This is a genomic window from Brevundimonas sp. EU05-FHT14B07 (assembly GCF_058790795.1).
This window is the reverse complement of the sequence record NZ_JBYTCZ010000001.1, coordinates 518,139-540,980: the sequence shown is the minus strand read 5'-3', so window position 1 is coordinate 540,980 and position 22,842 is coordinate 518,139. Positions and strand designations below refer to the sequence as shown.

At 67.3% G+C, this 22,842-nt stretch carries 26 protein-coding genes; 8 read left to right on the top strand and 18 right to left on the bottom strand.

Annotated features, from left to right (window positions below):
* Positions 1–151: 151 nt before the first annotated feature.
* From AC3WRC_RS02655 to AC3WRC_RS02625, 7 genes are all read right to left on the bottom strand, one after another.
* Positions 152–334 carry a hypothetical protein gene (locus AC3WRC_RS02655; RefSeq protein WP_492302805.1) on the bottom strand — a complete coding sequence of 61 codons (183 nt, stop codon included), beginning with the start codon at positions 332–334 and terminating at the stop codon, positions 152–154.
* The gene (locus AC3WRC_RS02650) at positions 294–773 is read right to left on the bottom strand and encodes a hypothetical protein (RefSeq protein ID WP_492302804.1); all 480 of its coding nucleotides are present in this window, start codon (positions 771–773) and stop codon (positions 294–296) included. The genes AC3WRC_RS02655 and AC3WRC_RS02650 overlap by 41 nt, the downstream gene beginning before the upstream one ends.
* Positions 770–1,153, bottom strand: a complete 384-nt coding sequence (locus AC3WRC_RS02645; RefSeq protein ID WP_055808057.1) for a M15 family metallopeptidase — start codon at positions 1,151–1,153, stop codon at positions 770–772. Before AC3WRC_RS02645 ends, AC3WRC_RS02650 begins: the two co-directional genes overlap by 4 nt.
* Entirely contained in the window at positions 1,150–1,419 is a 270-nt protein-coding gene (locus AC3WRC_RS02640) for a hypothetical protein (protein WP_492302803.1), read from the bottom strand. Before AC3WRC_RS02640 ends, AC3WRC_RS02645 begins: the two co-directional genes overlap by 4 nt.
* Entirely contained in the window at positions 1,416–1,571 is a 156-nt protein-coding gene (locus AC3WRC_RS02635) for a hypothetical protein (protein ID WP_165117449.1), read from the bottom strand. The genes AC3WRC_RS02640 and AC3WRC_RS02635 overlap by 4 nt, the downstream gene beginning before the upstream one ends.
* Complete coding sequence (locus tag AC3WRC_RS02630) at positions 1,568–3,004, bottom strand: DUF2793 domain-containing protein (protein ID WP_492302802.1); 1,437 nt, start codon at positions 3,002–3,004, stop codon at positions 1,568–1,570. The genes AC3WRC_RS02635 and AC3WRC_RS02630 overlap by 4 nt, the downstream gene beginning before the upstream one ends.
* Before the next feature lie 143 nt (positions 3,005–3,147).
* Complete coding sequence (locus AC3WRC_RS02625; RefSeq protein WP_055753365.1) at positions 3,148–3,609, bottom strand: DUF4112 domain-containing protein; 462 nt, start codon at positions 3,607–3,609, stop codon at positions 3,148–3,150.
* Positions 3,610–3,677: 68 nt separating this feature from the next.
* On the opposite strand from AC3WRC_RS02625, the gene AC3WRC_RS02620 reads away from it, so the two are divergent.
* Positions 3,678–4,634 carry an endonuclease/exonuclease/phosphatase family protein gene (locus AC3WRC_RS02620; RefSeq protein ID WP_492302801.1) on the top strand — a complete coding sequence of 319 codons (957 nt, stop codon included), beginning with the start codon at positions 3,678–3,680 and terminating at the stop codon, positions 4,632–4,634.
* Here AC3WRC_RS02620 and AC3WRC_RS02615 read toward each other — a convergent pair.
* The 6 genes from AC3WRC_RS02615 to AC3WRC_RS02590 all read right to left on the bottom strand — a co-directional run bounded on the left by AC3WRC_RS02615 (position 4,609) and on the right by AC3WRC_RS02590 (position 9,450).
* Positions 4,609–5,823, bottom strand: coding sequence for a CCA tRNA nucleotidyltransferase (locus AC3WRC_RS02615; RefSeq protein WP_492302800.1), 1,215 nt, complete (start codon positions 5,821–5,823; stop codon positions 4,609–4,611). The genes AC3WRC_RS02620 and AC3WRC_RS02615 overlap by 26 nt on opposite strands.
* Positions 5,820–6,482, bottom strand: coding sequence for a CoA pyrophosphatase (locus AC3WRC_RS02610; RefSeq protein WP_492302799.1), 663 nt, complete (start codon positions 6,480–6,482; stop codon positions 5,820–5,822). The genes AC3WRC_RS02615 and AC3WRC_RS02610 overlap by 4 nt, the downstream gene beginning before the upstream one ends.
* Positions 6,479–7,024, bottom strand: coding sequence for a DUF1285 domain-containing protein (locus AC3WRC_RS02605; protein ID WP_492302798.1), 546 nt, complete (start codon positions 7,022–7,024; stop codon positions 6,479–6,481). Before AC3WRC_RS02605 ends, AC3WRC_RS02610 begins: the two co-directional genes overlap by 4 nt.
* Before the next feature lie 37 nt (positions 7,025–7,061).
* Positions 7,062–7,556, bottom strand: coding sequence for a GNAT family N-acetyltransferase (locus tag AC3WRC_RS02600; protein ID WP_492302797.1), 495 nt, complete (start codon positions 7,554–7,556; stop codon positions 7,062–7,064).
* A 68-nt stretch (positions 7,557–7,624) separates the two neighbouring features.
* On the bottom strand, positions 7,625–8,398 hold the full coding sequence (locus AC3WRC_RS02595; RefSeq protein ID WP_492302796.1) for an enoyl-CoA hydratase: 774 nt from the start codon (positions 8,396–8,398) through the stop codon (positions 7,625–7,627).
* Positions 8,395–9,450: an MBL fold metallo-hydrolase gene (locus AC3WRC_RS02590; RefSeq protein WP_492302993.1), complete on the bottom strand. Its 1,056-nt coding sequence runs from the start codon at positions 9,448–9,450 to the stop codon at positions 8,395–8,397. Before AC3WRC_RS02590 ends, AC3WRC_RS02595 begins: the two co-directional genes overlap by 4 nt.
* 151 nt (positions 9,451–9,601) lie before the next feature.
* On the opposite strand from AC3WRC_RS02590, the gene AC3WRC_RS02585 reads away from it, so the two are divergent.
* From AC3WRC_RS02585 to AC3WRC_RS02570, 4 genes are all read left to right on the top strand, one after another.
* Positions 9,602–10,606, top strand: a complete 1,005-nt coding sequence (locus tag AC3WRC_RS02585) for a hypothetical protein (protein ID WP_492302795.1) — start codon at positions 9,602–9,604, stop codon at positions 10,604–10,606.
* 104 nt (positions 10,607–10,710) lie between these two features.
* Entirely contained in the window at positions 10,711–11,496 is a 786-nt protein-coding gene (xth, locus tag AC3WRC_RS02580; protein ID WP_492302794.1) for an exodeoxyribonuclease III, read from the top strand.
* A 5-nt stretch (positions 11,497–11,501) separates the two neighbouring features.
* A complete protein-coding gene (locus tag AC3WRC_RS02575) occupies positions 11,502–12,017 on the top strand; it encodes a hypothetical protein (RefSeq protein WP_055753176.1) in 516 nt (171 codons plus the stop codon).
* Positions 12,018–12,104: 87 nt separating this feature from the next.
* Positions 12,105–13,022 (top strand): cobalamin biosynthesis protein CbiG, encoded by a 918-nt coding sequence (locus AC3WRC_RS02570; RefSeq protein ID WP_492302793.1) that lies wholly within the window; start codon positions 12,105–12,107, stop codon positions 13,020–13,022.
* Between the two features lie 10 nt (positions 13,023–13,032).
* Here the strand turns inward: AC3WRC_RS02570 and recN are convergent, their stop codons facing one another.
* Both recN and AC3WRC_RS02560 read right to left on the bottom strand, forming a co-directional pair.
* Entirely contained in the window at positions 13,033–14,730 is a 1,698-nt protein-coding gene (gene recN / locus AC3WRC_RS02565; RefSeq protein ID WP_492302792.1) for a DNA repair protein RecN, read from the bottom strand.
* 76 nt (positions 14,731–14,806) lie between these two features.
* Positions 14,807–15,661, bottom strand: coding sequence for an outer membrane protein assembly factor BamD (locus AC3WRC_RS02560; protein WP_039245588.1), 855 nt, complete (start codon positions 15,659–15,661; stop codon positions 14,807–14,809).
* A gap of 190 nt (positions 15,662–15,851) precedes the next feature.
* Between AC3WRC_RS02560 and AC3WRC_RS02555 the strand changes: the two genes are divergently transcribed.
* A complete protein-coding gene (locus tag AC3WRC_RS02555; protein WP_039245590.1) occupies positions 15,852–16,787 on the top strand; it encodes a ribose-phosphate pyrophosphokinase in 936 nt (311 codons plus the stop codon).
* Between the two features lie 83 nt (positions 16,788–16,870).
* Positions 16,871–18,004, top strand: coding sequence for a hypothetical protein (locus AC3WRC_RS02550; protein ID WP_055753172.1), 1,134 nt, complete (start codon positions 16,871–16,873; stop codon positions 18,002–18,004).
* A 68-nt stretch (positions 18,005–18,072) separates the two neighbouring features.
* On the opposite strand, the gene AC3WRC_RS02545 is transcribed toward AC3WRC_RS02550, so the two are convergent.
* Together AC3WRC_RS02545 and aceA are read right to left on the bottom strand one after the other, a co-directional pair.
* Entirely contained in the window at positions 18,073–18,282 is a 210-nt protein-coding gene (locus tag AC3WRC_RS02545; protein WP_066626249.1) for a hypothetical protein, read from the bottom strand.
* A gap of 19 nt (positions 18,283–18,301) precedes the next feature.
* Positions 18,302–19,582, bottom strand: coding sequence for an isocitrate lyase (gene aceA / locus AC3WRC_RS02540; RefSeq protein WP_492302791.1), 1,281 nt, complete (start codon positions 19,580–19,582; stop codon positions 18,302–18,304).
* A gap of 156 nt (positions 19,583–19,738) precedes the next feature.
* Here aceA and AC3WRC_RS02535 point away from each other — a divergent pair, with 156 nt between their 5' ends.
* Positions 19,739–21,169: a helix-turn-helix domain-containing protein gene (locus tag AC3WRC_RS02535; protein WP_492302790.1), complete on the top strand. Its 1,431-nt coding sequence runs from the start codon at positions 19,739–19,741 to the stop codon at positions 21,167–21,169.
* Positions 21,170–21,172: 3 nt separating this feature from the next.
* On the opposite strand, the gene AC3WRC_RS02530 is transcribed toward AC3WRC_RS02535, so the two are convergent.
* On the bottom strand, positions 21,173–22,816 hold the full coding sequence (locus AC3WRC_RS02530) for a M28 family peptidase (RefSeq protein WP_492302789.1): 1,644 nt from the start codon (positions 22,814–22,816) through the stop codon (positions 21,173–21,175).
* Between the last annotated feature and the right edge of the window lie 26 nt (positions 22,817–22,842).

The window sequence follows — 22,842 nt, the reverse complement described above, 5'->3', positions numbered from 1 at the left end:
CTTCAGGAGAGCAAGGGCGGGGCCAGTCCAAAAAGCGACGCCAGCCAGACGCCGACGCTGAATTCATTGAACTTATCTCGGCGGTTTGAGAAACGACCCGGCAAGCCTGCACACCAGGCGGCAGAAGTTGCCGAGTCGTTTTTGCAGGGCGTCAGTCGCGGCGTCGAACCTGAGCGTCCTGCATCGCGCGTTCGGCCAACAGGGTCTCGACCGCCAGCCGCCGCGCCCCGTCGCAGGCCACGATTTGGGCGCCGCGCTGCACATAGGCCGCGTCCAGATCGCCGGCCGTCGGTTCAGCCGGCAGGGTCGCCAGCGCGCACGGGCGTGTCGCCACCTCCGGCAAGACCAGTCGCGCCGGCGCAACCGTCGAGATCGGGGGCAACGCGGCACAGTTCGCGGTCATGGTCGCGCAGGCGATCAGCGCGGCGGTTGTCCAAGGTTTGGTCGGCATCGTCGGCGCTCCTGCTCTGGGCGACGGCGGCCGTGGTCGCCCGGTCCGCCGCCCCCGTCATGTAGTGATAGTGATCGACGCGCTGGGCCTGAGCCGCGGCGCCTTCGATTTCGATGCGTCGGGCGTCAGCCTGCGCCGCCGCCACGGCAGTCGCATCCCGCGCCTGATTGCGCGCGGCCTCCAGACGCTTGTGCTGCAGGTTCAGCGGGTCCCAGCGGAAGCCGAGCCCGCCCAGCAGGACGAACCCCAGCGCCAACGCTGTCGCACCCACCACCAGCCAGCCGAGCGGCGTCAGCGCCCGCAGTATCGATCCCGCGCTCATGGAAAGGCCTTTCGATCCAGCTCGAAATGCGGACCGTCCCGCAACGTCTTCCAGTCGCCGCCCCAGATCAGCGGCGTCTTGAGATCCCGCGCCGCCGCCTTGAACGCCTCGGCGATCCGGCCATACAGCGGCCAGTCCCAGCGCACCTGCCCTTCGACCAGTGCGGCGACATCGACGGCATAGCCCGTCAGATGGCGCGAGCGCGCGGTGCGGCTGGCGCCCGCCTTGACCAGGACAGCCTGACGTTCGACCGTTCGCAGTCCCTCGGTGATCATGAAATCCACGGTCGTGCGGGTGATGGCCGCCTCGACCACCGCAATCAGGGCCGGATGCACCCCGACGAGCCGTGCCCGCGACCGGCTGGACAGACGAAAGCTCATGGTCGGCCTCCGCTGATCCGCAGCCGCGCTGTGGCGATCAGGGTGATCAACTGCTGAGCGGTCGGCGCCACCAGATAGAGCACCAGGATCAAGGCCAGCAGGCCCATCAGCCCGTCCGTGATCCTGGGCAGCATCTCAGCCGGCGTCCGCCCGACCGTGCGCATCAACAGCACCCAAAGTCCCGCGCTGACAGCAAAGGCATAGAGGCGACGAAACAGCCACCGCCCCTCCGCCAACGGGACCACCCCCTGTTTGTGTCGGGTCATCGTTCGTCCTCCTCGTCATAGGTTTCGACGGCGCAGCGGCCGTCCCATCCGGACTGGGCGCGCCATTCCCCGTCGCTGAGGCTGTCGGGCGCTTCCCACGCCTCGGCCTCCAGCACCTCGACCGGCTCAGCCGGATGTCCGCGCCGGGTCATCCGACGACCGTGATAAGAACCGCGCCCGAAGCGCCCGAACCGCCTTGGCCGCCGAAGGTCAGGCCTGCGCCGCCTCCCCCGCCCCCGGCCCCGAACAGCGCGCCTGAGCCGCCGGGGCCGCCCGCTCCGCTCGCTGATGCGTCGCCGCCCCCGCCGCCGCCGCCGACCATCGACAGGAGCGGCTTGGGCGAGGCCTGTCCCGCAGCGCCCGCGACGCCGCCGTCCGCGCGGAGGCCCGACCAGCCGCCCACGCCGCCCGCGCCTCCGGCATAGGCGACATCCGCCGCACTCAGACCGCCGCCTGCCCCGCCTCCGCCCGGTCCGTCCGCGCATATGGTTGCTGCGCCCGTCGCCGCCGTCGCGGTTGTCGACGAGTTGCCGCCGGGATTGGCGAGCCGTTGGCCGATACCGCCTGCTCCACCGACGCACGAGCCGCCTGCGGTCCCGCCCGTCGCGCGCAACAGGACCGTGTCACCCATCGCGACCTCACTATCTCCGCCCGAAACGCCGCCGATCCCGCCGGCGCCGACCGTGATCGTCAGGACGCCATCCAGATCGTCGGCCGACCATCGCCCGAGGGTCAGCCCGCCGGCGCCGCCTCCGCCGCCACCCAGGCGGGACGCGCCAGGCGGGCCCGCCAGCCCTGCGGACCCGCCGCCCCCGCCGCCCACACACGTCGCCTCGACCCAGCGCGCCCAGGCCGGCAGGGCATAGTCGTCATCGCTGGTGAACAGCATCGTCTCGCGCCGGACCGCGCCTTGATCGAAGCCGATACGCCCCGTCGCGCGATCCACGCGCCACACCGACCGCCATATCCCGGCGTCGTCGCAGACCTTGAGGCTCAGGTCGTCGTCGCCGATCAGACCCAGCTCTGCGCGGGCGGCATATCCGCTCTGGAACAGCAGCGACAGGACATCGCCCGCCGTCGTCTTGTTCAGCGTCAGGCGCAAATCGCCGTCGCCGCCTTCCGCCTCGCCGCGCGCCGTGAACAAGGCGGCGTTGATCTTGGCCGCCAGGGGATTGGCGTCGTCGGCGGTCGTCCCGAGACCCAGCCGCGTTAGCCCCTGCACCTCGCCCAGTCGCTGCCCCAACGTGATCCAGCCCTCATCGGCCCGCACCACCACGACGCCTTCATCCAGGACGCCGGCGATCATGCCGTCCGGCGTCGTCACGACGGTCCAGCCGCCGCGCTCGAACCGCATCAGGGCGCCGGCCGCCCGCCCGGCCCAGGCTACGCCTTCGGCCTCTTGCGGCAGGATATAGAGATCGCCATCCGACGCATCGGCCGGCTGGATGACCGTCGTGCGACTGACCACCGCCGTCTGCAACAGGGCGTCCAGCCGGGTCAGGGCCGTATTCAGGGTCACATGCTTCTGCATCTGCCCCGCCGCCAGATAGGGCAGGTTCAGACGCGCGCTGAAATCGTCGCTCATTCTTCTCTCCGTTGTCGTGGAGATCAGTCTGGACGCAGCCCTTCCTCAGGCCGGAAGACGGCCGTTCATTTGGATCAGGCCGTTGATTTCAGGCAGATTCGTTGCGGAGAAAACGATGGCTAGGCCGCCTCAGCCAGCGCATCTCAATCGTGCAGATAGATGATCCGCTTCAGCGTCTTGTCGTTCTGCACGCGCGCCTCGTGCATCGCGTGGTCGCCCGTGACGCGCGCATTGGCCTCGGTGTCCTCGACCCAGTGGGTGCTTTCGATATGTTTTTGCAGCGCCCGCGCCGCCATCAGCTGTCCGGGAAAGAAGGTGTCGACGATGTCGCCTGCGATCGGCACCGTACCAGTGGCGGTGTCGATGGCCATATAGGCCCCCATCCGCGCCAGGGTCGCCGGCGTCGCCTTGGCCCGCACGGCCTGAAGCATCAGCCAGCCGCCCGTTCCGACCGTGTATGCCGTGCCGACGACCGGCACCCAGGTCAGCATGGCGTCCAGCCCCATGCCGAACGGGCCGATGCCGATGACCCGGTCCGACAGTTTCTTGACGCCCTCGACATTGGACCAGATGTTCTCGATATCCCGGATCGACCGTCTGGCCATGTCGCCCTCCAAAGCGTCGCCTTAACGCTGGGCGAGGCTTCCTGTTCAATCCGAGAGAAACGTCTTCGATGACCCTGATCAAGCTGGCGGCGAATGTGACGGCGAGCGCCCTGCTGCTGGGCTTGGCGGCTTTCGGCGCAGCGGCGCTCAGCGGCATCGGCCATCGCTGGGTGGATATCCTGGCGCAATTCACATCGCCGATGTTGCTGGCGGCCGTCGGCGTGACCGTGGTTTGTCTGCTCTTTCGCCTATGGCCGGCCTCGATCGTCGGTGGACTGGCGTGCGTGGTGCTGGCCCTGTCGGTCTGGCCGCAATGGACGCCGACGAAGGGCACCCCGGTTCCCGACCAGCCGATCGTACGGGTCTATTCGGCCAATCTGTATGTGTTCAACACCGATGTCGCAGCCATGCGCCGGTCCATCGCGGCCGCCGACGCCGACATCCTGGTGCTGGTCGAGTTGGGGCAGGCCCCGGCGTCGCGGCTGGACCAGTTGCTGCCGGACTATCCCCACCGCGTTCTGATCGGCCATGCGCGCGCCGGCGACCACGCGCGCTCGATCATCGCCTCGCGCTATCCGATCCTGCAAGGCCTGCCCGAGCGCCCCGACGGCCTCAGCGCCGTGGGCGCGACGGTTCAGACGTCTATCGGCCCGATCAACGTCTTCGGCGTCCACCTGACCCGACCCTGGCCCTATCAATATCAGTGGGGTCAGATCAGCCAAGTCATGGCCCTGGCCGAGCGGATGAAGGCCGCGCCAGACCATCCCGTCATCGCCGCCGGGGACTTCAACAGCGTCTCCAGCGCTCGAATCGGCAAACAAATCCAGTCCGACTTGGGCCTGGTCCCCGCGCCCGGCTGGCCCGGCACCTGGCCCAGCCAGATTCCCGCCTTCGCCGGCATCACCATCGACCAGATCTATCGCTCGCCTGATCTGGCCCTGATCACGCGCCGCCTGGGCGAGCCGACAGGATCCGACCACCGCCCCGTCATCACCGAGTTCACCCGCGCTCAGCCGCCGCGATAAGAATCTTCAGCCGCGCCTCATGCCCCTCGGCAGGGAAATCGTCATCGACCCAACCGTCCTCGAACGCCTTCAACACCCGCCCTGTCTTCGGCCCCGGCTTCAGGCCCAGACGATCCAGATCGCGCCCCCCGATCGGCATCTTGGGCGGCGTCCAATTGGCGGCCAGCGCCTGCAATCGCGCGCCGACGCCCGCACCGGCCGCCTGGGCGCGCATCAGCCGATCCTCGAACGCCCTGCGTCCCAAACGATAGATCGCCGCTCGCGCCTCGGCGTCGCTCATCGTCGGCGAAACCGCAGGCCCGTCCGCGACCGCCGCCGCCAACCGATCTCGCACCGCGTTCGACAATCTCAGACCACCCGCGATCTCCGTCACACCTGCCGCATCTGCGGGCACCAAGGCCGACAGCCGCATCACAGGATCGTCGGTCAGGTCACACATCGCATCGAACAGCGCTAGCGGCTGCGCCTGCGGCAGCACTTGAGCCAGCACGCCGGTCTCGGCCATCGCCCGCACCGCCGCACGCGGGTCAGGCGCCGCCAGCAGTTTCAACATCTCCTTGGACACCCGCTCGGCCGACAGCTGCGCCATCCCGGCCTTCAGCGCCGCGCACGCCGCCAGTCCGATCGCGTCCGGCTCACCCCGCCCGTACCAGGCGTAGAACCGGAAGAAGCGCAGGATGCGTAAGTAGTCCTCGCGGATGCGCGTCTCCGCCTCTCCGACGAAAACGATGCGTCCCGCCGCCGCATCCTCCAACCCGCCGCCGGTCGGATCGAACACCGTGCCTGTGGCATCGGCGTAAAGGGCGTTCAGACGAAAATCCCGCCGCGCCGCGTCCTCGGCCCAGTCCTCGGTGAAGGCGACCACCGCACGGCGTCCGTCCGTCTCGACATCACGACGCAGGGTCGTGATCTCATAAGGACGCCGCTCCGACACGCCCGTCACCGTGCCGTGCTCGACGCCCGTTGGCACGGCCTTCAACCCGGCCGCCTTCAGCGCCGCGATGGTCTCTTGCGGCCTCAACCGCGTGGCGATGTCGATGTCGTCGACCGACTGGCCCAGCAGACTGTTGCGCACGCAGCCGCCGACGAACCGCGCGCAGCCCGGACCGCCCGCCGCTTCCAGCGCCCGCATCACCGCCCGCGTCGCCTGGCTTTCCAGCCAGGGCTGTCCCTTCACAGAGACGCTCATGCCGCGTCCTCGTCGGCCGCCGCTTCTGGCACAGCCTCATCCCCATAAAGCCGCACGTGCAACGCCTTCAGAATCCCCGCCGTCACGCCCCAGATGTAGCGCTCGCCCCAAGGCATGGCCCAGAACCAGCGCCGCAGCCCTTCGTCCATGTCGTAGAAGTCGCGCCTGTGGTTGGCGGCGTCCATCAGGAAGTCCCAAGGCGTCTCGAAGACCTCAGCCACCTCGTCCGGCGAGGGCGTCGTGACCGGCGCCTCGCGCAGCCAGCCGATCACCGGCGTCACTAGAAAGCCCGTGCCGGTCTCATAGGCGTCGGACAGGCCCAGCACCTCGACCGCAGCCGGGTTCAGCGCCACCTCCTCGTCCGCCTCGCGCAAGGCCGCCTGGACCGCGTTTTCGCCGGGATCCAGCCGTCCGCCCGGAAAGGCGATCTGGCCCGTGTGCCGCGCCAGGGTGTCCGCCCGCCGCGTCAGCAGCACCGTCGCCCCCTCGGGTCGCGCCACGATCGGGATCAGCACCGCCGCCGGCCGAAGCTCCTTGGCCGTCCGTGTCGCCTGGGGATTCAGGTCGAAGTCCGACCGCGCCGCGACCAGTTCCGGCCGCCAGGTCTCGACCGGCGCCAGCCGCTCGACCAGCCGGTTTCTCAGCGTCTCCAGACTCACGTCACGGTTCCCAGCGAGAAGGTCTGGCCCCCTGACCGCACCACCAGCCGCCCATCGACCTCCTCGGCCATCTCGACCAGTTCGTAGAAGACCGGCCGTGCGATCCGCGCCCACAGGTCTCGCCGCACATGGACGCGCGGCGCCGGTTCGCCGGTCGTCGCATCGGTCTCGACCACGATGGGATCGACCTCGCTCGCCCGCACCTCGTCCCCGACATCGGTCGTAAACACCAGGTCGTCGCCCTCGCGCGCCATCGCCACAGCCCGGAACGGCAGGTCCTCGACCTGGATCTTCAACTTCTCGACCGGCGTGACCAGGTGATAGCCGTCCGGGTCCTTGCGCAACACGGTCGAGAACAGCCGCACCAGTTCCTTGCGGCCGATGGGCGATCCTTCATGCATCCAGACGCCGTCGGCGCGAATGATGATGTCGATCTCGCCGCAATGCTCGGGATGCCACAGGTGAACCGGCGGCAGCCCTTTGCCGGGCACCTGTTTCGCCGCCTCGGCGACGGCGTTCAGTCCTGACTTGGGATCATTCATCCCTCTGACTTAAGCCCCGCAAAGCGTGCGGGAAAGGTCAGCCGATGCGAACCGGTCCCGAAACCTGATCGACACCCGTCGCCAGCCACAGGACGCGGCGGCGATCCACCGGACCCGGCAGGATCGCGCCAGGCGCGCCGACGAAACCGAACCGCTCGAAATAGGCGGCGTCGCCGACCAGCAGCACCCCGCCGACATCCAGCGTCCGCGCCTGATCGAGACAAGCCTGCACCAACTCAGCGCCCAGGCCGTCGCTGCGTCGGCCGGCGTCCACCGCGATCGGCCCCAGGAACAGGGCGGGCGTGTCTCCGATCGTCACCGGCCACAGCCGCACCGAACCGATCACACGTCCATCCAGCCGCACGACAAAGCCCACGGCGGCGTGCGAGCCTTCACGCAGCCGCTCGGCCGTCTTGGCGAACCGACCCGGCCCGAAGGCGGCCATGACCAGGGCCTCCACGCCTTCGGCGTCGGCCGGGGTCTCGGCTTCGATCCGGCTCAGGGCCGCAGGTATGGCGAGGGCGTGCGACATCGGCGCTCCAACAAGCGCGGGCACCTAGAAGCAAAGCTGCGCCAAATCAAGGCGCGCTTCGATGACCGTCATCCGGCCTTGGAAAAGTCCGGCGCACGCTTTTGCGTAAAGGCCATGAAGGCCTCCATGGCTTCGGGGCTCTTCATCTGCGAGCCGAAGGCCTCGCCCTCGCGCTGCATCAAGGCCCACAGACCTTCCGCGTCGCGCATCAGCCGCTTGGTCTTGCGGATGGAGTTGGGCGCGCGGGCCGCCACCCTGGCGGCCAGGTCCGCCGCCGTCGCCTCGACCTGATCGGCCGGGAGCGCGCGGTTGGCGATGCCCCAGGCCATGGCCGTGCGACCATCCAGCGGCTCGCCCAGGGCGAACAGCTCGAAGGCCCGCTGATGACCGATCACGGCCGGCAGCAGCAGGCTGGACGCCGCCTCGGGCGCCAGGGCCAGGTTGACGAAGGGCACCGACAACAGGGCGTCCTCGGCCACCACCACCAGGTCGCAGTGCAGCAGCATGGTCAAGCCGATCCCGACCGCCCGCCCCTTCACCGCCGCCACGGCCGGCTTGTCCAGGTCCGCCAGCGCCTTCAGGAAGCGGAACACCGGCATCTCGCCCGGTCCCGCGCCTTGCGAGCCCAAGGCGATGAAGTCCTGAATGTCGTTGCCGGCCGAGAAGCTGTCGCCCTCCGCGCGCAGCAGCAGCACCCGCACCGCATCGTCGGTCCGCGCCCGCTCCGTCGCCTCGGCCAAGGCCGAATACATGGCCTGGGTGATGGCGTTTTTCTTGTCGGCCCGGTCCAGGGTGACGGTCAGGACGCCGTCGGCCAGTTCGCTTCGGATATGTTCGCTCACGTCGTTTCCTCGTCCTGTGCGACGGCGCTCCACCAGTCGACGCCGCTCTCGTCCCGCGTCCGCGTCGCGCGGCCGCGTCTTTCCAGATAGTTCAGGTGCGCCTGGGCCTCGCCCGTGGCCATGCCCAGCACCCCGTCCCCAACCGCTCGACCGAAGACGGCGGAGAAGCCGTCGATCACTCTAGACGGTTGACGCAACGTCCGCTCAAGCCGTTTCAGCGCGACCTCATGCCCTCGCTTCAGGGCATCGAGCCGCGCATGCACGCCGTAGAAGGGCTCGCCATGCGCCGGCAGGACGAACGCGCCCTCCGGCAACAGCGCCCTCAGCTTGTCCAGCGAGTCCATCCAGTCACCCAGAGGGTCGGCTTCCGGCTCCGTCGACCAGACCGAGACATTGGAGGAAATGCGCGGCAGGATCTGATCCCCGGCGATGAAGACGTCGTCCGACCGCCGCCACAGGCAGACGTGCTCCGGGCTATGGCCCGAACCGACCACCACACTCCAGTCGTCGCCGTCGATCTGAACGACATCGCCGTCGGACAGTCGCAGATAGCTGCGCGGCATCGTCGCCACGCCCTTGCCGAACCCGCCGTAGTCGGCCCGCCAGCGCGCGATCTGCTCATCGCTCCAGCCTGCGGCGCGATAGTATCGCTCGCCGTCCGCCGGCGCATCGCCCGCCTCCTCGGCCATCAGCATCCGCGCGGTCACATATTCCAGTCGCGACATCAGCAACGGCGCCCCCGACCGCTCGCAGAGCCAGCCCGCCAGGCCGATGTGATCGGGATGCATATGCGTGCAGATCAGTCGCGTCACCGGCTTGCCGCCCAGCGCGCCATCCAGCGCCGTCTCCCATGCAGCAACGGTCGTGGATGTCTTCAAACCCGTATCGACGACGACCCAGCCGTCGCCGTCCCGGATCGCATAGACATTCACGTGATCCAGTTGAAACGGCAGGGCGAACCGCAGCCACAGCACGCCTCGCGTCACTTCAACTGCGCTCTGTTCGGGGACATTCGCGCCCAAGGGATAATGAAGAATGGGTCGGCGTGACATCCGCTCGCGCTCATCGCTTTGTGATGTCACGCTTGTCTTGCCATTTCGCACTAGCTTTCCAAACCCAGGTCACACTTGCTGTGCGTGGTTCTCTTGACGATTATCTTATGACAGCTCAAGGCTGAACAAAACTGGTCTTCGGAGGTCCTGCTTGTCCCATCATCGCGTCCTTGCGGCTCTTGCTAGCAGCGCATTTATCGGCCTGGCTTTGGCTGGTTCAGCCGTTGCTCAATCGGCTGGCCCTACGTCCAACCCTGAATACGGCGGCAGGGCGGCGCCAGGAAATCCGTCTGACCCCTCCCGGGCACAATCAACACGCGAAACGTCTGCTTCGCGCCTGCGACAGAACCGCCAGAATCGTAGACAACAAGCGCCTAGTGCAACCGCTCCCACCGCAGAGCAAGTTCTTGCATCCGCGCAAGAACAGGCAACTTTAGCGAATACGAAATGTCAGGTCACTGAGGCCAAGCTGTTGGGCCAAACGGCGGACAAAACCTCCGTTTTCGAGGTTGCATGCGGAGCAGAGGCTGGCTTCATCATTGAAGCGAAGACGCCAGCTGTCGCGACAAGCTGCATCAATCTAGCCTATTCGGCGCGGATCGTACGCGAGAGAGATCCAGCGGCGGATGTCGGTATGCAATGCACGATAGCAGCGAATACGGATGTAGATCGGTTTATCCGTGCCTACGCTCAGCAAGCCAGCGTACCTTGCTCGGTTGATCAGACAAAGGTTTTGGGCCAGTCGGGCGACGGGGCTGTTGTTTATGAAATCGGTTGCGCGGACGCTGCTGGTTACTGGATTCAGAAGGAGGGCGAAGCTTGGACAAAGACACCCTGCATCCGAGTTTTGGCCGAAAGCGGAGTTTGTGAATTCACTACAGTCGCTGAAAATGCCGCATTCGTGAAAGGCCTTCTTGCAGGGTCGGATGCCGCGTCTTGTAACGTGACCGAAGCTCGGCTGATGGGCCAGAACGCCAACGGCGTTTTCTATGAAGCCAAGTGCGACGGCGCTGATGGCGTTATCGCCCGCGTGAACACTGAAAACGCGGTTCAGCAAGTCTATCCTTGCGCCACGGCACAACGCATCGGCGGCGGCTGCAAGTTGACAATGGCGGCTCCGGCCGCTGCGCCAGCCCCTGCCGGCGGTCGCCCGTAAACGACGACAGAGACCAGACGAAAGGGTCTTCGGAGCGATCCGGCGGCCCTTTTGTTTTGCGCGCCCTCTTTTCCAGAACGGTGACGCAGCCTAGCGTCGCCGTCATGCGCATCGCCACCTGGAACGTGAACTCCGTCAACGCCCGCCTGCCCACTGTGCTGGCGTGGCTGGAGCAGGCCGCCCCCGACGTCGCCTGTTTCCAGGAGATCAAATGCGTGGACGAGAAGTTCCCGCAGGAGGCTTTCGAGAGCCTGGGCTACAATGTCGAGACCCACGGGCAGAAGAGCTACAACGGCGTCGCCCTGTTGTCGAAGTATCCGCTGTCCGACATCCGGCGCGGCCTGCCTGGCGACGAGACTGACGAACAGGCGCGCTATATCGAGGCTCTGGTCGAGGCGCCCCGGCCCATTCGCGTCGGCGCCATCTATTTGCCGAACGGCAATCCGATCGGGACCGAGAAGTTCGCCTACAAACTGGCCTGGTTCGATCGGTTGAACCGCCATGCCCAGGATCTGCTGGCGTTCGAGGAGCCGCTGGCCCTGTGCGGCGACTACAACGTCATCCCCGAGGCCGAGGACGCCAAGAATCCGACCGCCTGGACCGACGACGCCCTGTTCCAGCCTCAGAGCCGCCAGGCTTTCCGCGCTCTGAAGAACCTGGGTCTGGCCGACGCGCACGAGATCGGCGGCGAACCGGCCGGCACCTACACCTTCTGGGACTATCAGGCCGGCGCCTGGCAGCGCGATCACGGAATCCGAATCGACTTCGCCATGCTGTCGCCCCAGGCCGCCGACCGGTTCCGCGGGATCGAGACCCACCGAGACGCCCGGGACATGGAAAAACCCAGCGACCACGTTCCCGTGGTGGTCGACATTGATCTAGAGGCCTGACGACCATGGCCGACGTATTGCGGGTGGTGTTGCTGATCGCCCTCGCGGCGGCCCTGCTGACGACCCTGGCCCTGGCGCTGTCGTGGTGGATGGAGCCGCCACGCCGTTTGCACCGCGCCATGCTCAAGACCTTGGGCGCCGCGCCGGAGGTCGAGGCCTTGTCGCCGGGCGAAGGTCGCGCCTGCGCCTTGAACTTCGATGTCGAACAGGTCGTCGTGCTGTGGGCCAACGGCGCCCATGGCCTGGTCTATGCCTTCGATGAGGTCGAGGGGGGAGAGATCATCGTGGATGGCCACGTCGTCGCCCGCATCCGTCGCGGCGAGGCGCGCAAGTCGCTGGACGTGCTGGCCCCCGACGCCGAACAGGTGGTGCTTCGGCTGATGTTCGCCGACGCCCGCCACCCGGAGTTCGAACTGGCCTTGTGGGACGCCGCCCTGCCTGTCCAGACCGGCTCACCGGGGGAAGCGCTTCGTCTCGGTCGCCGCTGGCTGTCGCATCTGGAGGCCCTGCTGAAGGGCTGAGACGCGACAGGGCCTTTCGGTCGCCGCGATGCGGCGTTAGAAGCCCGGCTCATTCCTAACCGACAAGCCTTTATCAGGGAGGCCGCCTTGGCCCGCCTTTTCGACGCCTATATCGTCGCTGACTGGACCGCCGCCGAAACCAAGAAGCTCGGCGACACCTCGCTGTGGATCGGCGTGGCCAAGCGCGACGTGCGTTTCCGCCTCTATACCGAGACGCACAATGTCGCGACCCGGGCCGAGGGCGAAGCCCTGCTGGCCTCGATCCTGGCGGACCACAGAAAGCGCGGCGACCGGGTTCTGGTCGGGCTGGACTTCAACTTCGGCTATCCCGCCGGCACGGCCGCACGGCTGAAGCTGGAGGGAACGGCGGGGCAGCCCCCCTGGCAGCTGATGTGGAAATTCATCGCCTCCAACGTCGTGGACAAACCCGACAACACCAACAACCGCTATCAGGTCGCGGCCAAGATGAACCGGCTGATGACCGATGAGGCCTGGCCTCTGTGGGGCGCGCCGGCCAAACAGGCCCAGCGCTGGTTGACTACGACGAAACCGCCCGCCGGCTCCGGCGCCGACATCCCCGAGTTCCGCGCCACAGAAAACGCGGCTCGCAAGGGCCGGCTTCAGCCCAAGAGCGTGTGGCAGATGCACGGCGCCGGCGCCGTGGGCGGCCAGACCCTGGTCGGCATCCCGGCTGTGCGGCGGCTTCTGGAAAGCCTCGGCCCGTCAGGCGCCGTCTGGCCCTTCGGCACCGGCTGGCGCGCGCTGACCCCCGATGACGTGGAACCCTTGTCGGCCCTGGTTGTCGAGGTCTGGCCGTCGATGCACGAGACCAAGCCTCAACCCGGCGAGTTCAAGGACCAGGCCCAGGTCCGCTCCACGGCCGAGGCCCTCGCCCGCATGGACGAGGCCGGCGACCTGGCCAAGGCGTTCGCCCCGCCCAAGGACGCCTCGCCCGAACTGATCGCCCAGGTCGAACAGGAAGAAGGCTGGATCCTGGGCGTCTAGGCCGGGCTTATCAGCCGATCAAAGCCCGCGCCGCCGCGCGGGCTTCGTCGGTGATCTCAGCCCCGGACAACATGCGCGCGATCTCTTCCTGACGGCGCTGATCGTCCAGGGCGACCACGGTGGTGGTGGTCAGGCCGTCGCGGTCGGCCTTCATCACCTTCCAGTGGGCATGGCCGCGCGCGGCGACCTGGGGGCTGTGGGTCACGACCAGGACCTGGGCGCCGTTCGACAGGCGTTTCAAGCGTGAACCGACGGCCTCGGCGACCGCGCCGCCGACGCCCTGATCGACCTCGTCGAAGATCATCACGGGCTGACGGATGTCCTCACGGCTTGCGAGGGCCGCCTTCATCGCCAGGGCGAAACGCGCCAGTTCGCCGCCTGAAGCGATGGCGTCCAGCGGGCCGAAGTCGGTTCCGGCGTTGGTGGCGATCTGGAAGCGCACCGTCTCGACGCCGTCCGGCCCGCGTCGGCCCTCGATCGGCTCCAGAGCCACGCGGAACCGCGCGCGCTCCAGCTTCAGCGGGCCCAACTCGCCCATGACGGCGGCGGTCAGCCGTTCGGCGGCGGCTTCCCGCGCCGAGGTCAGGAAAGTGGCCGCCAGATCATAGGCTTCCGCCGCCTCGGCCGCCTCGCGCCCGGCATTGGTCAGCGCCTCCTCGCCATCCTCGATCAGCCGCAGCTGCTCGCGCAGGCGAATGCGCAGAGTCGGCAGGGCGTCGACCGTGGTGTGCAGCTTGCGGGCGGCGGCGCGCAAGGCGAACAGACGCTCCTCGGCCTTGTCCAGACGGCCGGGCTCATAGTCGAAGGCGTCGGCGGCTGCGTCCACGGCGGCGAGGGCTTCCGCCGCCTCGACCATGGTGCGGTCGATCGCCTCCACGGCGGCCGACAGTTTGACGATGACCGGATGATCGCCCTCGGCGCCCGCCTGCCCTGCCCTCTGGCGCGCATGTTCGACGGCCCTCAACGCCGCGCCCAGCTTCTGGCTCAGCTTGTCGCCGCCCAACTGGGTGCGCGCGTCGCCCAAATCGGCGATGGCCTTTTCGGCGGCGCCCAGCAGGGCGCGTTCGCCTGCCAGTTCCGTCTCTTCGTCGGCGCGCGGATCCAGCGTATCCAGTTCGGAGAGGTTCAGGCTGATTTCTTCGCGCCGCGCATCGGCGTCCGCCGCCTGCGCCTTCAGCTCCGCCAGCTTCGCCTCGGCGGCCTTGAGCCTCGCGGAGGCCGACGCGACCGCCGACAACTGAGGCTGCAGTCCGCCATAGGCATCCAGTGACGCGCGATGCGTTCGCCAGTCCAGCAGGCCCACCGTCTCATGCTGTCCATGCACCTCGACCAAGGCCGCGCCGATCTCGCGCACGGCGGTCACACCGGCCGGCTGATCATTGACATAGGCCCGGCTGCGGCCATCCGCACCCAACACCCGTCGCAGGATCAAATCCTCCCCTGGCTGCACATCGAATCCCTTGTCGGCGATCAGGGCCAGCAGATCGGGATCGTCGGGGGCGGAGAAGACGGCGGTGGCCACAGCCTGTTTGGCGCCATTGCGCACCAGGCCCGCATCGCCGCGCCCGCCAAGCGCCAGGCCGAGCGCGTCCAGAATGATCGACTTGCCGGCTCCGGTCTCGCCAGTCAGCACAGTCAGGCCATTCTCGACCTCGAGATCGAGCACGTCCACCAGGACGACATCACGAATGGAAAGGGCGGTCAGCATCGCGTCAGGCGCCGGCGGAACGAATCATGACCGACAGAATCCCGATCCCCGCCGGATTGCACAAGCCGTCGCGTGATCAGCCCGGAATGATCCGCTGCAGCCAGCTCTCGCGCTTGCCCTCGGGCGCCTTGTCCGGCGTCTGGCCATTCTCGGTCAGCAGCGCATAGGCCTCGGCGTACCAGGGGCTGCCCGGATAGTTGTAGCCCAGCACGGCGCCGTTGCGCGTCGCCTCTTCCTTCAGACCCAGCTGAAGGTTGACCTCGACCAGGCGATACAGAGCTTCGGGCGTGTGCGAGGTGCGCTGGAAGTCCGGGTTGGCGATCACCGCCTTGTAACGGTTCAGGGCCGCCAGCGGTTGATTGGCGCGCTGATAATAGCGGCCGATGTTCATTTCCTTGCCGGCCAGCTGGTCGTTGACCATGTCGATCTTGACGGCGGCGTCCGAGGCATAGGGCGTGCCCGGATAGCGGCGCGAGACATCCTTCAGACCAGCCAGGGCGGCGGTGGCGTACCCCTGATCGCGCCCCACGTCGGTGATCTGCTCGAAGTTGCAGACGGCCTTCATGTAGAAGGCGTAGGAGGCCGACGGATTGCCCGGGAACAGCTGGATGAACCGGTCCGCCGCCGCGATGGCGTCGGCATAGGCGTTGTTCTGATAGTAGGCGTAGATCTGCATCAGGATCGAACGCCGCGCCCAGTCCGAATAGGGATGCTGGCGTTCGACTTCCTGGAAATAGTCCACGGCGTCGGACCAGCGGCGCTGCTGCAGCCGATCATAGCCGGTGTTGTAGAGCGCCTCGACCGGACGTTCCTCATAGGCCAGCTTTGGACGCTTGGTGCCCGAGCAGCCTGAAATCGTCACTGCGGCGAGCGCCGCGGCCATCAGCACCATGCCGGAACGGAACTTAGAAGCGGACAAGGACGACCCCATGACGTGTGAAGGACGGCCCTGAAGCCGTTCCCCGGAAACCAACGCGGCGACCTCTAGCACCCGCGACCGAGCCGCGCCATGCCGAGGAAAACTCAGCATACGACTTGCCCTGCCCGGCTCCACTGGTAAAGAGCGCGCCAACCGACCGCCGTTCATGGGGGGCGGATGACGGCGAAAGGATGACCGGCCGATGAAGCTGCTCTCAGGCAACTCCAACCGCGCACTGTCCCAGGCGATCGCCGACCACCTGGATGCGCCCCTGACCAAGGCTCAGGTCAAGCGGTTCGCCGACAACGAGGTCTTCGCCATCATCGAGGAAAACGTCCGCGGCGAGGACGTCTTCATCCTGCAGTCGACCTCCTATCCGGCCAACGACAACCTGATGGAGCTGCTGATCATCACCGACGCCCTGGTGCGGGCGTCGGCGAAACGGATCACGGCGGTCATTCCCTATTTCGGCTATGCGCGTCAGGACCGTAAGACCGGTGGCCGTACGCCGATCTCGGCCAAGCTAGTCGCCAATCTGATCACCCGCGCCGGCGCCGACCGCGTCCTGACGATGGATCTGCACGCCGGTCAGATCCAGGGTTTCTTCGACATTCCGACCGACAATCTGGTCGCGACCCCCGTGTTGGCGCAGGACATCAAGGAAAACTACGCCCGCGGCGACGACCTGATGATCGTCTCGCCCGACGTCGGCGGCGTGGTGCGCGCGCGTTCGCTGGCCAGCCGCCTGGACGCCGATCTCGCCATCGTTGACAAGCGCCGGCCCAAGGCGGGCGAGAGCGAGGTCATGAACATCATCGGCGACGTTCAGGGTCGCCGCTGCATCCTGTTCGACGACATCGTCGATTCGGGCGGCACCCTGGTCAACGCCGCCAAGGCCCTGATCGACCAGGGCGCGACCGAGGTTTCGGCCTACATCAGCCACGGCGTCCTGTCCGGACCAGCCGTCCAGCGCATCACCGACGGCCCGCTGAAGGAGTTGGTGATCACCAACTCCATCGAGCAACCCCACGAAGTTTTGAACTGCCCAAAAATCCGAGCGGTTTCCGTGGCTCCGCTGGTCGGAGAGGCTATCCGACGGATCGCGAACGAAGAATCGGTATCGAAACTGTTCGATTAACCTTCGGATAACCATAAGGCCCGCCTTATAAGCGCCAACAGTATTGGCGCTTTTTGCGCGCGTATTCGCCTGAGGAAGTCTCCATGAAAACGGCCCTACTGAGCCGCGGTCTGTCGGCCGCCGCCCTCGCCGCCGCTGTCCTGCTCGCCAGTTGCGAGAGCGGACCCTCGAAGGCCGAGCTGGAGGCCCAGCGTCTGGCGGCCGAACTGGCCGCCCGCAAGCCGCCCCCCGTGTCCCTGAACCAAGGCGTGGCGGACGCCGCCGCCATCTATGTCGCCTTCCTGCGTGAAGCCCAGACGATCCAGCCGGGCGGATTCCCCGATGCCGAATCGATCCAAGCCGCCCTGCGCAAGGGTTCAGCCTATGACGCCGACCAGCTGTCGCGCGGCCTGATCGCTTACGGCGCCATCATCGCCCTGCAGTCGCCCGAGTTCGTCGCCGGCGTGCAGCAGTATGCGATCGATCCGGCGCAGCGTCAGCGCATGGTGGCCCAGATCGTCGCCGATCCGGCCTACGCCGCCACCCTGCCCGGCGCCGACGCCGCCGCCGGCCTGATCTCGGCGACCGTCGGCAAGGACGCCATCGCCATGCGCGCCATCGCCGAGGCGATCGAGCAGGACGCCTACACCATCCAGGGCCGCAGCGATCCCCGACGCCGCTGGGCCATCACCCCCATTCCGAACCGCGAAGTGCGACTGGAAAGTGCAAAGACCCTGTCGGCCGTGAAGATGCTGCCGTCGCCAGAGGAATCGAGCCGCCTGTTCGCCGCCGCCAACAGCGGCACGGGTCTGGGACTGGAGCCTTCGCGCAAGGGCCCGCCCTACACCCCCGCCGTCGTCCGCTCTCTGGCCATCGCGGCTCTGGGCGCGCTCGGCGCCGGCGGCGACGAGGCCCGGGTCAATACCGAGGCCCTGACGCACGAGCCGAACAGCGAGTTCTGCATGGATATGTCCAAGCTGATGCTGTTCCAGTGCCTGGCCGCCTCGCGCCCCAGCTACGAGGACATCTTCTGCCTGGGCCGTCACATCACCCGCGACCTGGCGACCTGCACCACCGAGGCGACGCAGATCACCACCATCGTCGTCGGCGATCCTCAGGAAACCGGCGCCGCGCCAGCGCGCACGCCCATCTCGGTCACCGTCCCGCAAGCGACGCCTGTTCCGACCCCGGCGGTTGCGACCACCCAATCGCTGAACACCGGCCCGACGACGCGCTAAGCGACACTTCGAACAGAGCAAGGCCCGCTCCGAGCGATCGGAGCGGGCCTTTTTCTTGGGCCATAGGCCTATTCGTAACCGTGCGCCGCTTCGTTGATGACTTGTGACGGCATGGACGAGAAGTCCACGGCGACGGGCGTCGCGGTCTTGGATTGATAGGTTCTCAGCACGTGAGTCAGACGACGACGCACCTCACGTTCGGCCTCCGTGCCGGAGTCGAGCGCCAGGGGCGCCAGGCAGAAGTCGATGATGGCTTCGGTTCGGGTCAGCGGTTCCATTTGCGGGTTCCTTTCCGGGTTAAGCCGCGTGGGTGAACTGGGCGGTCTCGGTCGAGTCCTTCAGCGCCGTCGTCGAGGACGTGCCGTTGGAGATGACCGTAGCGACCTGGTCGAAATAGCCGGTGCCGACTTCGCGCTGGTGACGCGTGGCGGTGTAGCCGATGGCCTCGTTGGCGAACTCGCGCTGTTGCAGCTCGGAATAGGCCGCCATGCCGCGATCGCGATAACCGTCCGCCAGCTCGAACATCGCGTTGTTCAGGCTGTGGAAACCGGCCAGGGTCACGAACTGGAACTTGTAGCCCATGGCGCCCAGCTCGCGCTGGAACTTGGCGATGGTGGCGTCGTCGAGCTTGGCCTTCCAGTTGAAGGACGGCGAGCAGTTGTAGGCCATCAGCTTGCCCGGATGCTTCTTCTGCACGGCTTCCGCGAACTTCTTGGCGTCGTCTAGATCCGGATGCGACGTCTCCCACCACAGCAGGTCGGCGATATTGGCGTAGGACAGGCCGCGCGCGATGCAGTGATCCAGACCCGTGCCCTCCTTTAGGCGGAAGAAGCCTTCAGGCGTGCGGTTGTCGCGATCGATAAAGGGCTGGTCCCGCTCGTCGATGTCCGAGGTGATCAGTTGCGCGCTTTCGGCGTCCGTGCGCGCGACCGTGATGGTCGGCGTGCCCATGACGTCGGCGGCCAGACGCGCGGCGACCAGATTGCGCTCATGCGCCTGGGTCGGGATCAGAACCTTGCCGCCCAGGTGGCCGCACTTCTTTTCCGACGCCAGCTGGTCCTCGAAGTGAACGCCGGCCGCGCCCGCCTCGATGAAGGCCTTCATGATCTCGAAGCTGTTCAGCGGCCCGCCGAAACCGGCTTCCGCGTCGGCGACGATGGGAACGAACCAGTCACGCTTGGCGCCGCCCTCGGCATGCTCGATCTGATCGGCGCGTTGCAGGGTGCGGTTGATGCGGCGGCACAGTTCCGGCGCGGCGTTGGCCGGGTACAGCGACTGGTCGGGGTACATGGCGCCGGCCGTATTGGCGTCCGCCGCGACCTGCCAGCCTGACAGATAGATGGCCTTCAGGCCCGCGCGGACCATCTGCATGGCCTGGTTGCCGGTCACGGCGCCCAGCGCATTGATGAAGGGCTCGTCGTGCAGCAATTGCCACAGGCGGTTGGCGCCCCGCTCGGCCAGCGTATGGGTGATCAGCACCGAGCCGCGCAGGCGCAGGACGTCTTCCGGCGCGTAGGGGCGCTCGATGCCGTCGAAACGGCCGGCGGGCGAAGGCACCAGATCGGCGAAGGTGGTCATGGTCGAACTCGGTCTCTGAATGGCGCGGCCGCAGCCGCCGTCTCGGAGACAAGAACACGCGACAGTCACGAATTACACTGCATCACCCGGCGCTTTGATGTCATTTTGTCACATCATGACTTTGCATAATCCGTAATTTTGTGACATTCTGCAGCCATGAACGCCTCCGCCGATCGCAAGCTCTTCCTCGGCTCCCGGCTGAAGCGGCTGCGGCGCGACCTGACCCTGACCCAGACGGCCATGGCGGCTGACCTGGGGGTTTCCCCCAGCTATCTCAATCACATCGAGCGCAATCAGCGACCCGTTTCGGCCCAGCTTCTGCTGCGTCTGGCGGACACCTATGACGTCGATCTGCGCGCCCTGAACCAGGGCGGGACCGCAGACGAAGCCCGGCTGACCGAAATCCTGGCCGATCCCCTGTTCAAGGGCCTGTCCGCGCCGCGCCACGAACTGGTGCAAATGCTGGAAGAGGCGCCGGGCGTCGCCGACGCCATGCTGCGCCTGTATCAGGCCTTCGACGACGGCCGCACCCGCGCCCGCGCCGCCGCCGAGAATGGCGAGGGCCTGGTCGAAACCAGTCCCGCCGAATGGGTGCGCGAATACATCCAGTCGCGCGGCAACCACTTCCCCGAACTGGATCAGATGGGCGAGGCCTTGTCCGACGCCCTGTCCGCCGAGGCTCCCGTCCACGCCGACGGCTTCGAACCCGCCGCGCGTCATCGTCTCGCGGCCAAACACGATCTGGGCGTCCGCACCCTGCCGGCCGAGGTCATGGTGGAGTGGACCCGCCGCTACGACCTGCATCGTCGTCGCCTACTGCTTTCCGAAACCCTGGGCCCCTCCTCGCGCGCCTTCGCCGTCGCCTATCAGCTGGCCCTGGCCGAGCACGGCCCCGCACTGAACGATATGGTCCAGGCCGCGAACGCCCCTGACGACGCCACACGCGCCCTGCTGAAGGTCGCCCTGACCAACACCCTCGCCGCCACGACTTTGATGCCCTACGCCGCCTTCCAGCGCACGGCGGAAGAGACCGGCTACGACATGGCCCGGATCCAGGCCCGGTTCGGCGTCAGCTACGAACAGGCCGCCCACCGCCTGACCACCCTGTCGCGCCCTACAGCGCGCGGCGTGCCCTTCTTCCTGATGCGGGTCGATCAAGCCGGCAATATCTCGAAACGTTACGCGGCGGGGGCCTTCCCCTTCTCTCGCTTCGGCGGCGCCTGCCCGCGCTGGCGGCTACATTCCGCCTTCCGCACGCCGGGCCGAATCGTCACCCAGATCATCGAGACGCCGGACGGAAGCCGCTGGTTCACCTTCGCCCGAACGGTCGAACGCCAGGGCCACGACGGGTTCGGCGAAAGCCATGACCTCGCCATCGGCCTGGGCTGCGAACTGCGCCACGCCCACCGCCTGGCCCATGCCCACGGCCTGGATCTGGACAAGCCCGACGTCACCCCCATCGGCCCGGCCTGCCGCCTGTGCCACCGCCACCCCTGCGCCGAACGCGCCGCCGCCCCCGTCGACCGCCCGCTGGCCGTCGACGACTGGTCGAAATCGGTCAGCCCCTATCCGTTCGCGGCGGCCTGAGACCTACCGCCGCTGATCGGCCGTGCGGTCGCGGATGGCGTTGAACTCGGCGGTCGGCTTCCACGCGGGCCAACTCTCGCTGTCAGCCACCGTCAGACCCAGCCGATACAGCAGGTCCAGGTTCTGCAGCGCCGCCGTGAAGTCATAGTCGGCGCGCCATTCGTCGGTCAGCTTGTGATAGTAGCGCGCCATCTGCCCCTCATAGTAGGGCTTGCCCGCGTCGATCCCGCCCTCGACGAAATCACGCCCCGTCCACGGCATCAACGCCGGCACCCCGCCCGCCGCGAAGTTGAAATGGTCCGAGCGGTAGTAGAAGCCCTCCTCGGGATAGCCGTCGCCCGTCACCACCCGCCCCTGCACGGCGGCGAACCGCCCCAGGATGTCCTCCAGCTCCGACTTGCCGACCCCGAACACCGCCACGTCGCGCGTCGCAGGCGTGAAGGGCAGCATGTCGATGTTGATGTCCGCCGCCGTCTTCGCCAGCGGATAGACCGGATCGGCGGCATAGGCTTCCGACCCCAACAGCCCCTGCTCTTCGGCCGTGACGTGCAGGAAGACCACGGTGCGTTTCGGCGCTGGCCCGGCCTTGAACGCGCGCGCCATCTCGATCAGGCCCGCCGTCCCCGACGCATTGTCCCAGGCGCCGTTGAAGATGTCGTCGCCCTCGGCGTTCGGCGTCTTCGCCTTGCCGACGTGATCCCAGTGGGCGGAGTAGAAGACATATTCGTCCGGCCGTTCCGTGCCGGGAATCTTGGCCAGCAGGTTGTTGGAGTGAATGACCTCGGTCGTCTCAGCGATGTCCACGCTCAGCCGTGCGCCCATATCGACTGCACCGCCCAGCGCCGCCGTCTTGCCGCGCTCAGCCACGTCTATGACGGCCTCGCCGCCGATGGCGGTTGCGGTGGCCATGTTGATCGCGCCGGTAAAGCGGGCGTCCTCTGCGCCCTTGACCGTCATCTGCGGCCGGGTCGCCCCGCCCACGGCGCGCCGCCAGCGACCGTCCTGATCCTGAAGCGTGATGACCCCGACGGCGCCACGCCTCAGCGCCTCCTGCGTCTTGTGCGTGGTGGAGCCGTAGAAGTTCGGGTCCGCCCCCATGACGCTCGGCTGGCCGCGCAGGACGACCACGACCTTGCCGGTCAGGTCCGCGTCGCCATAGTCGTCCCAGGTCGGGGCCGAAATACCATAACCGGCGAACACCAGCGCCGCGCCCTCGATCTTCACTATCGGGTCAGCCGGCCCGGCGCGCAGGGTGATGTCGGTTCCCGAAACCAGCGGGTGCGTCGCGCCGTCCGCCCCGGTCCAGGACGCCGTCGGCGCCCGCCCAGGGGTAAATCGCACCAGGTCCACCGGCTGCAGCCATGATCCGTCGCGGCCGCCGGGCTCCAGCCCCATCGCCTCATACTGGGCTTGCAGATAAGCCAGGGTCAGACCCTCGCCGACCAGACCGGGGAATCGGCCCTCCATCTCGTCCGACGCCAGATATTTGATGTGGTCCGACAGGCGTTGGGCGCTGAACTGGGGCGTCGCGGCCGAGGCGACGGCGAAGGCGTCCAGCTTGGGCGCCGGCGATGCGACCGGCGTCGTCGCGCAGGCGGTGAGCGCAAGCGCCGCAAGGGCGACCAGGGGTGAACGGCGATGGATCATTGAACTGACTCGACAGGCGAAATGGC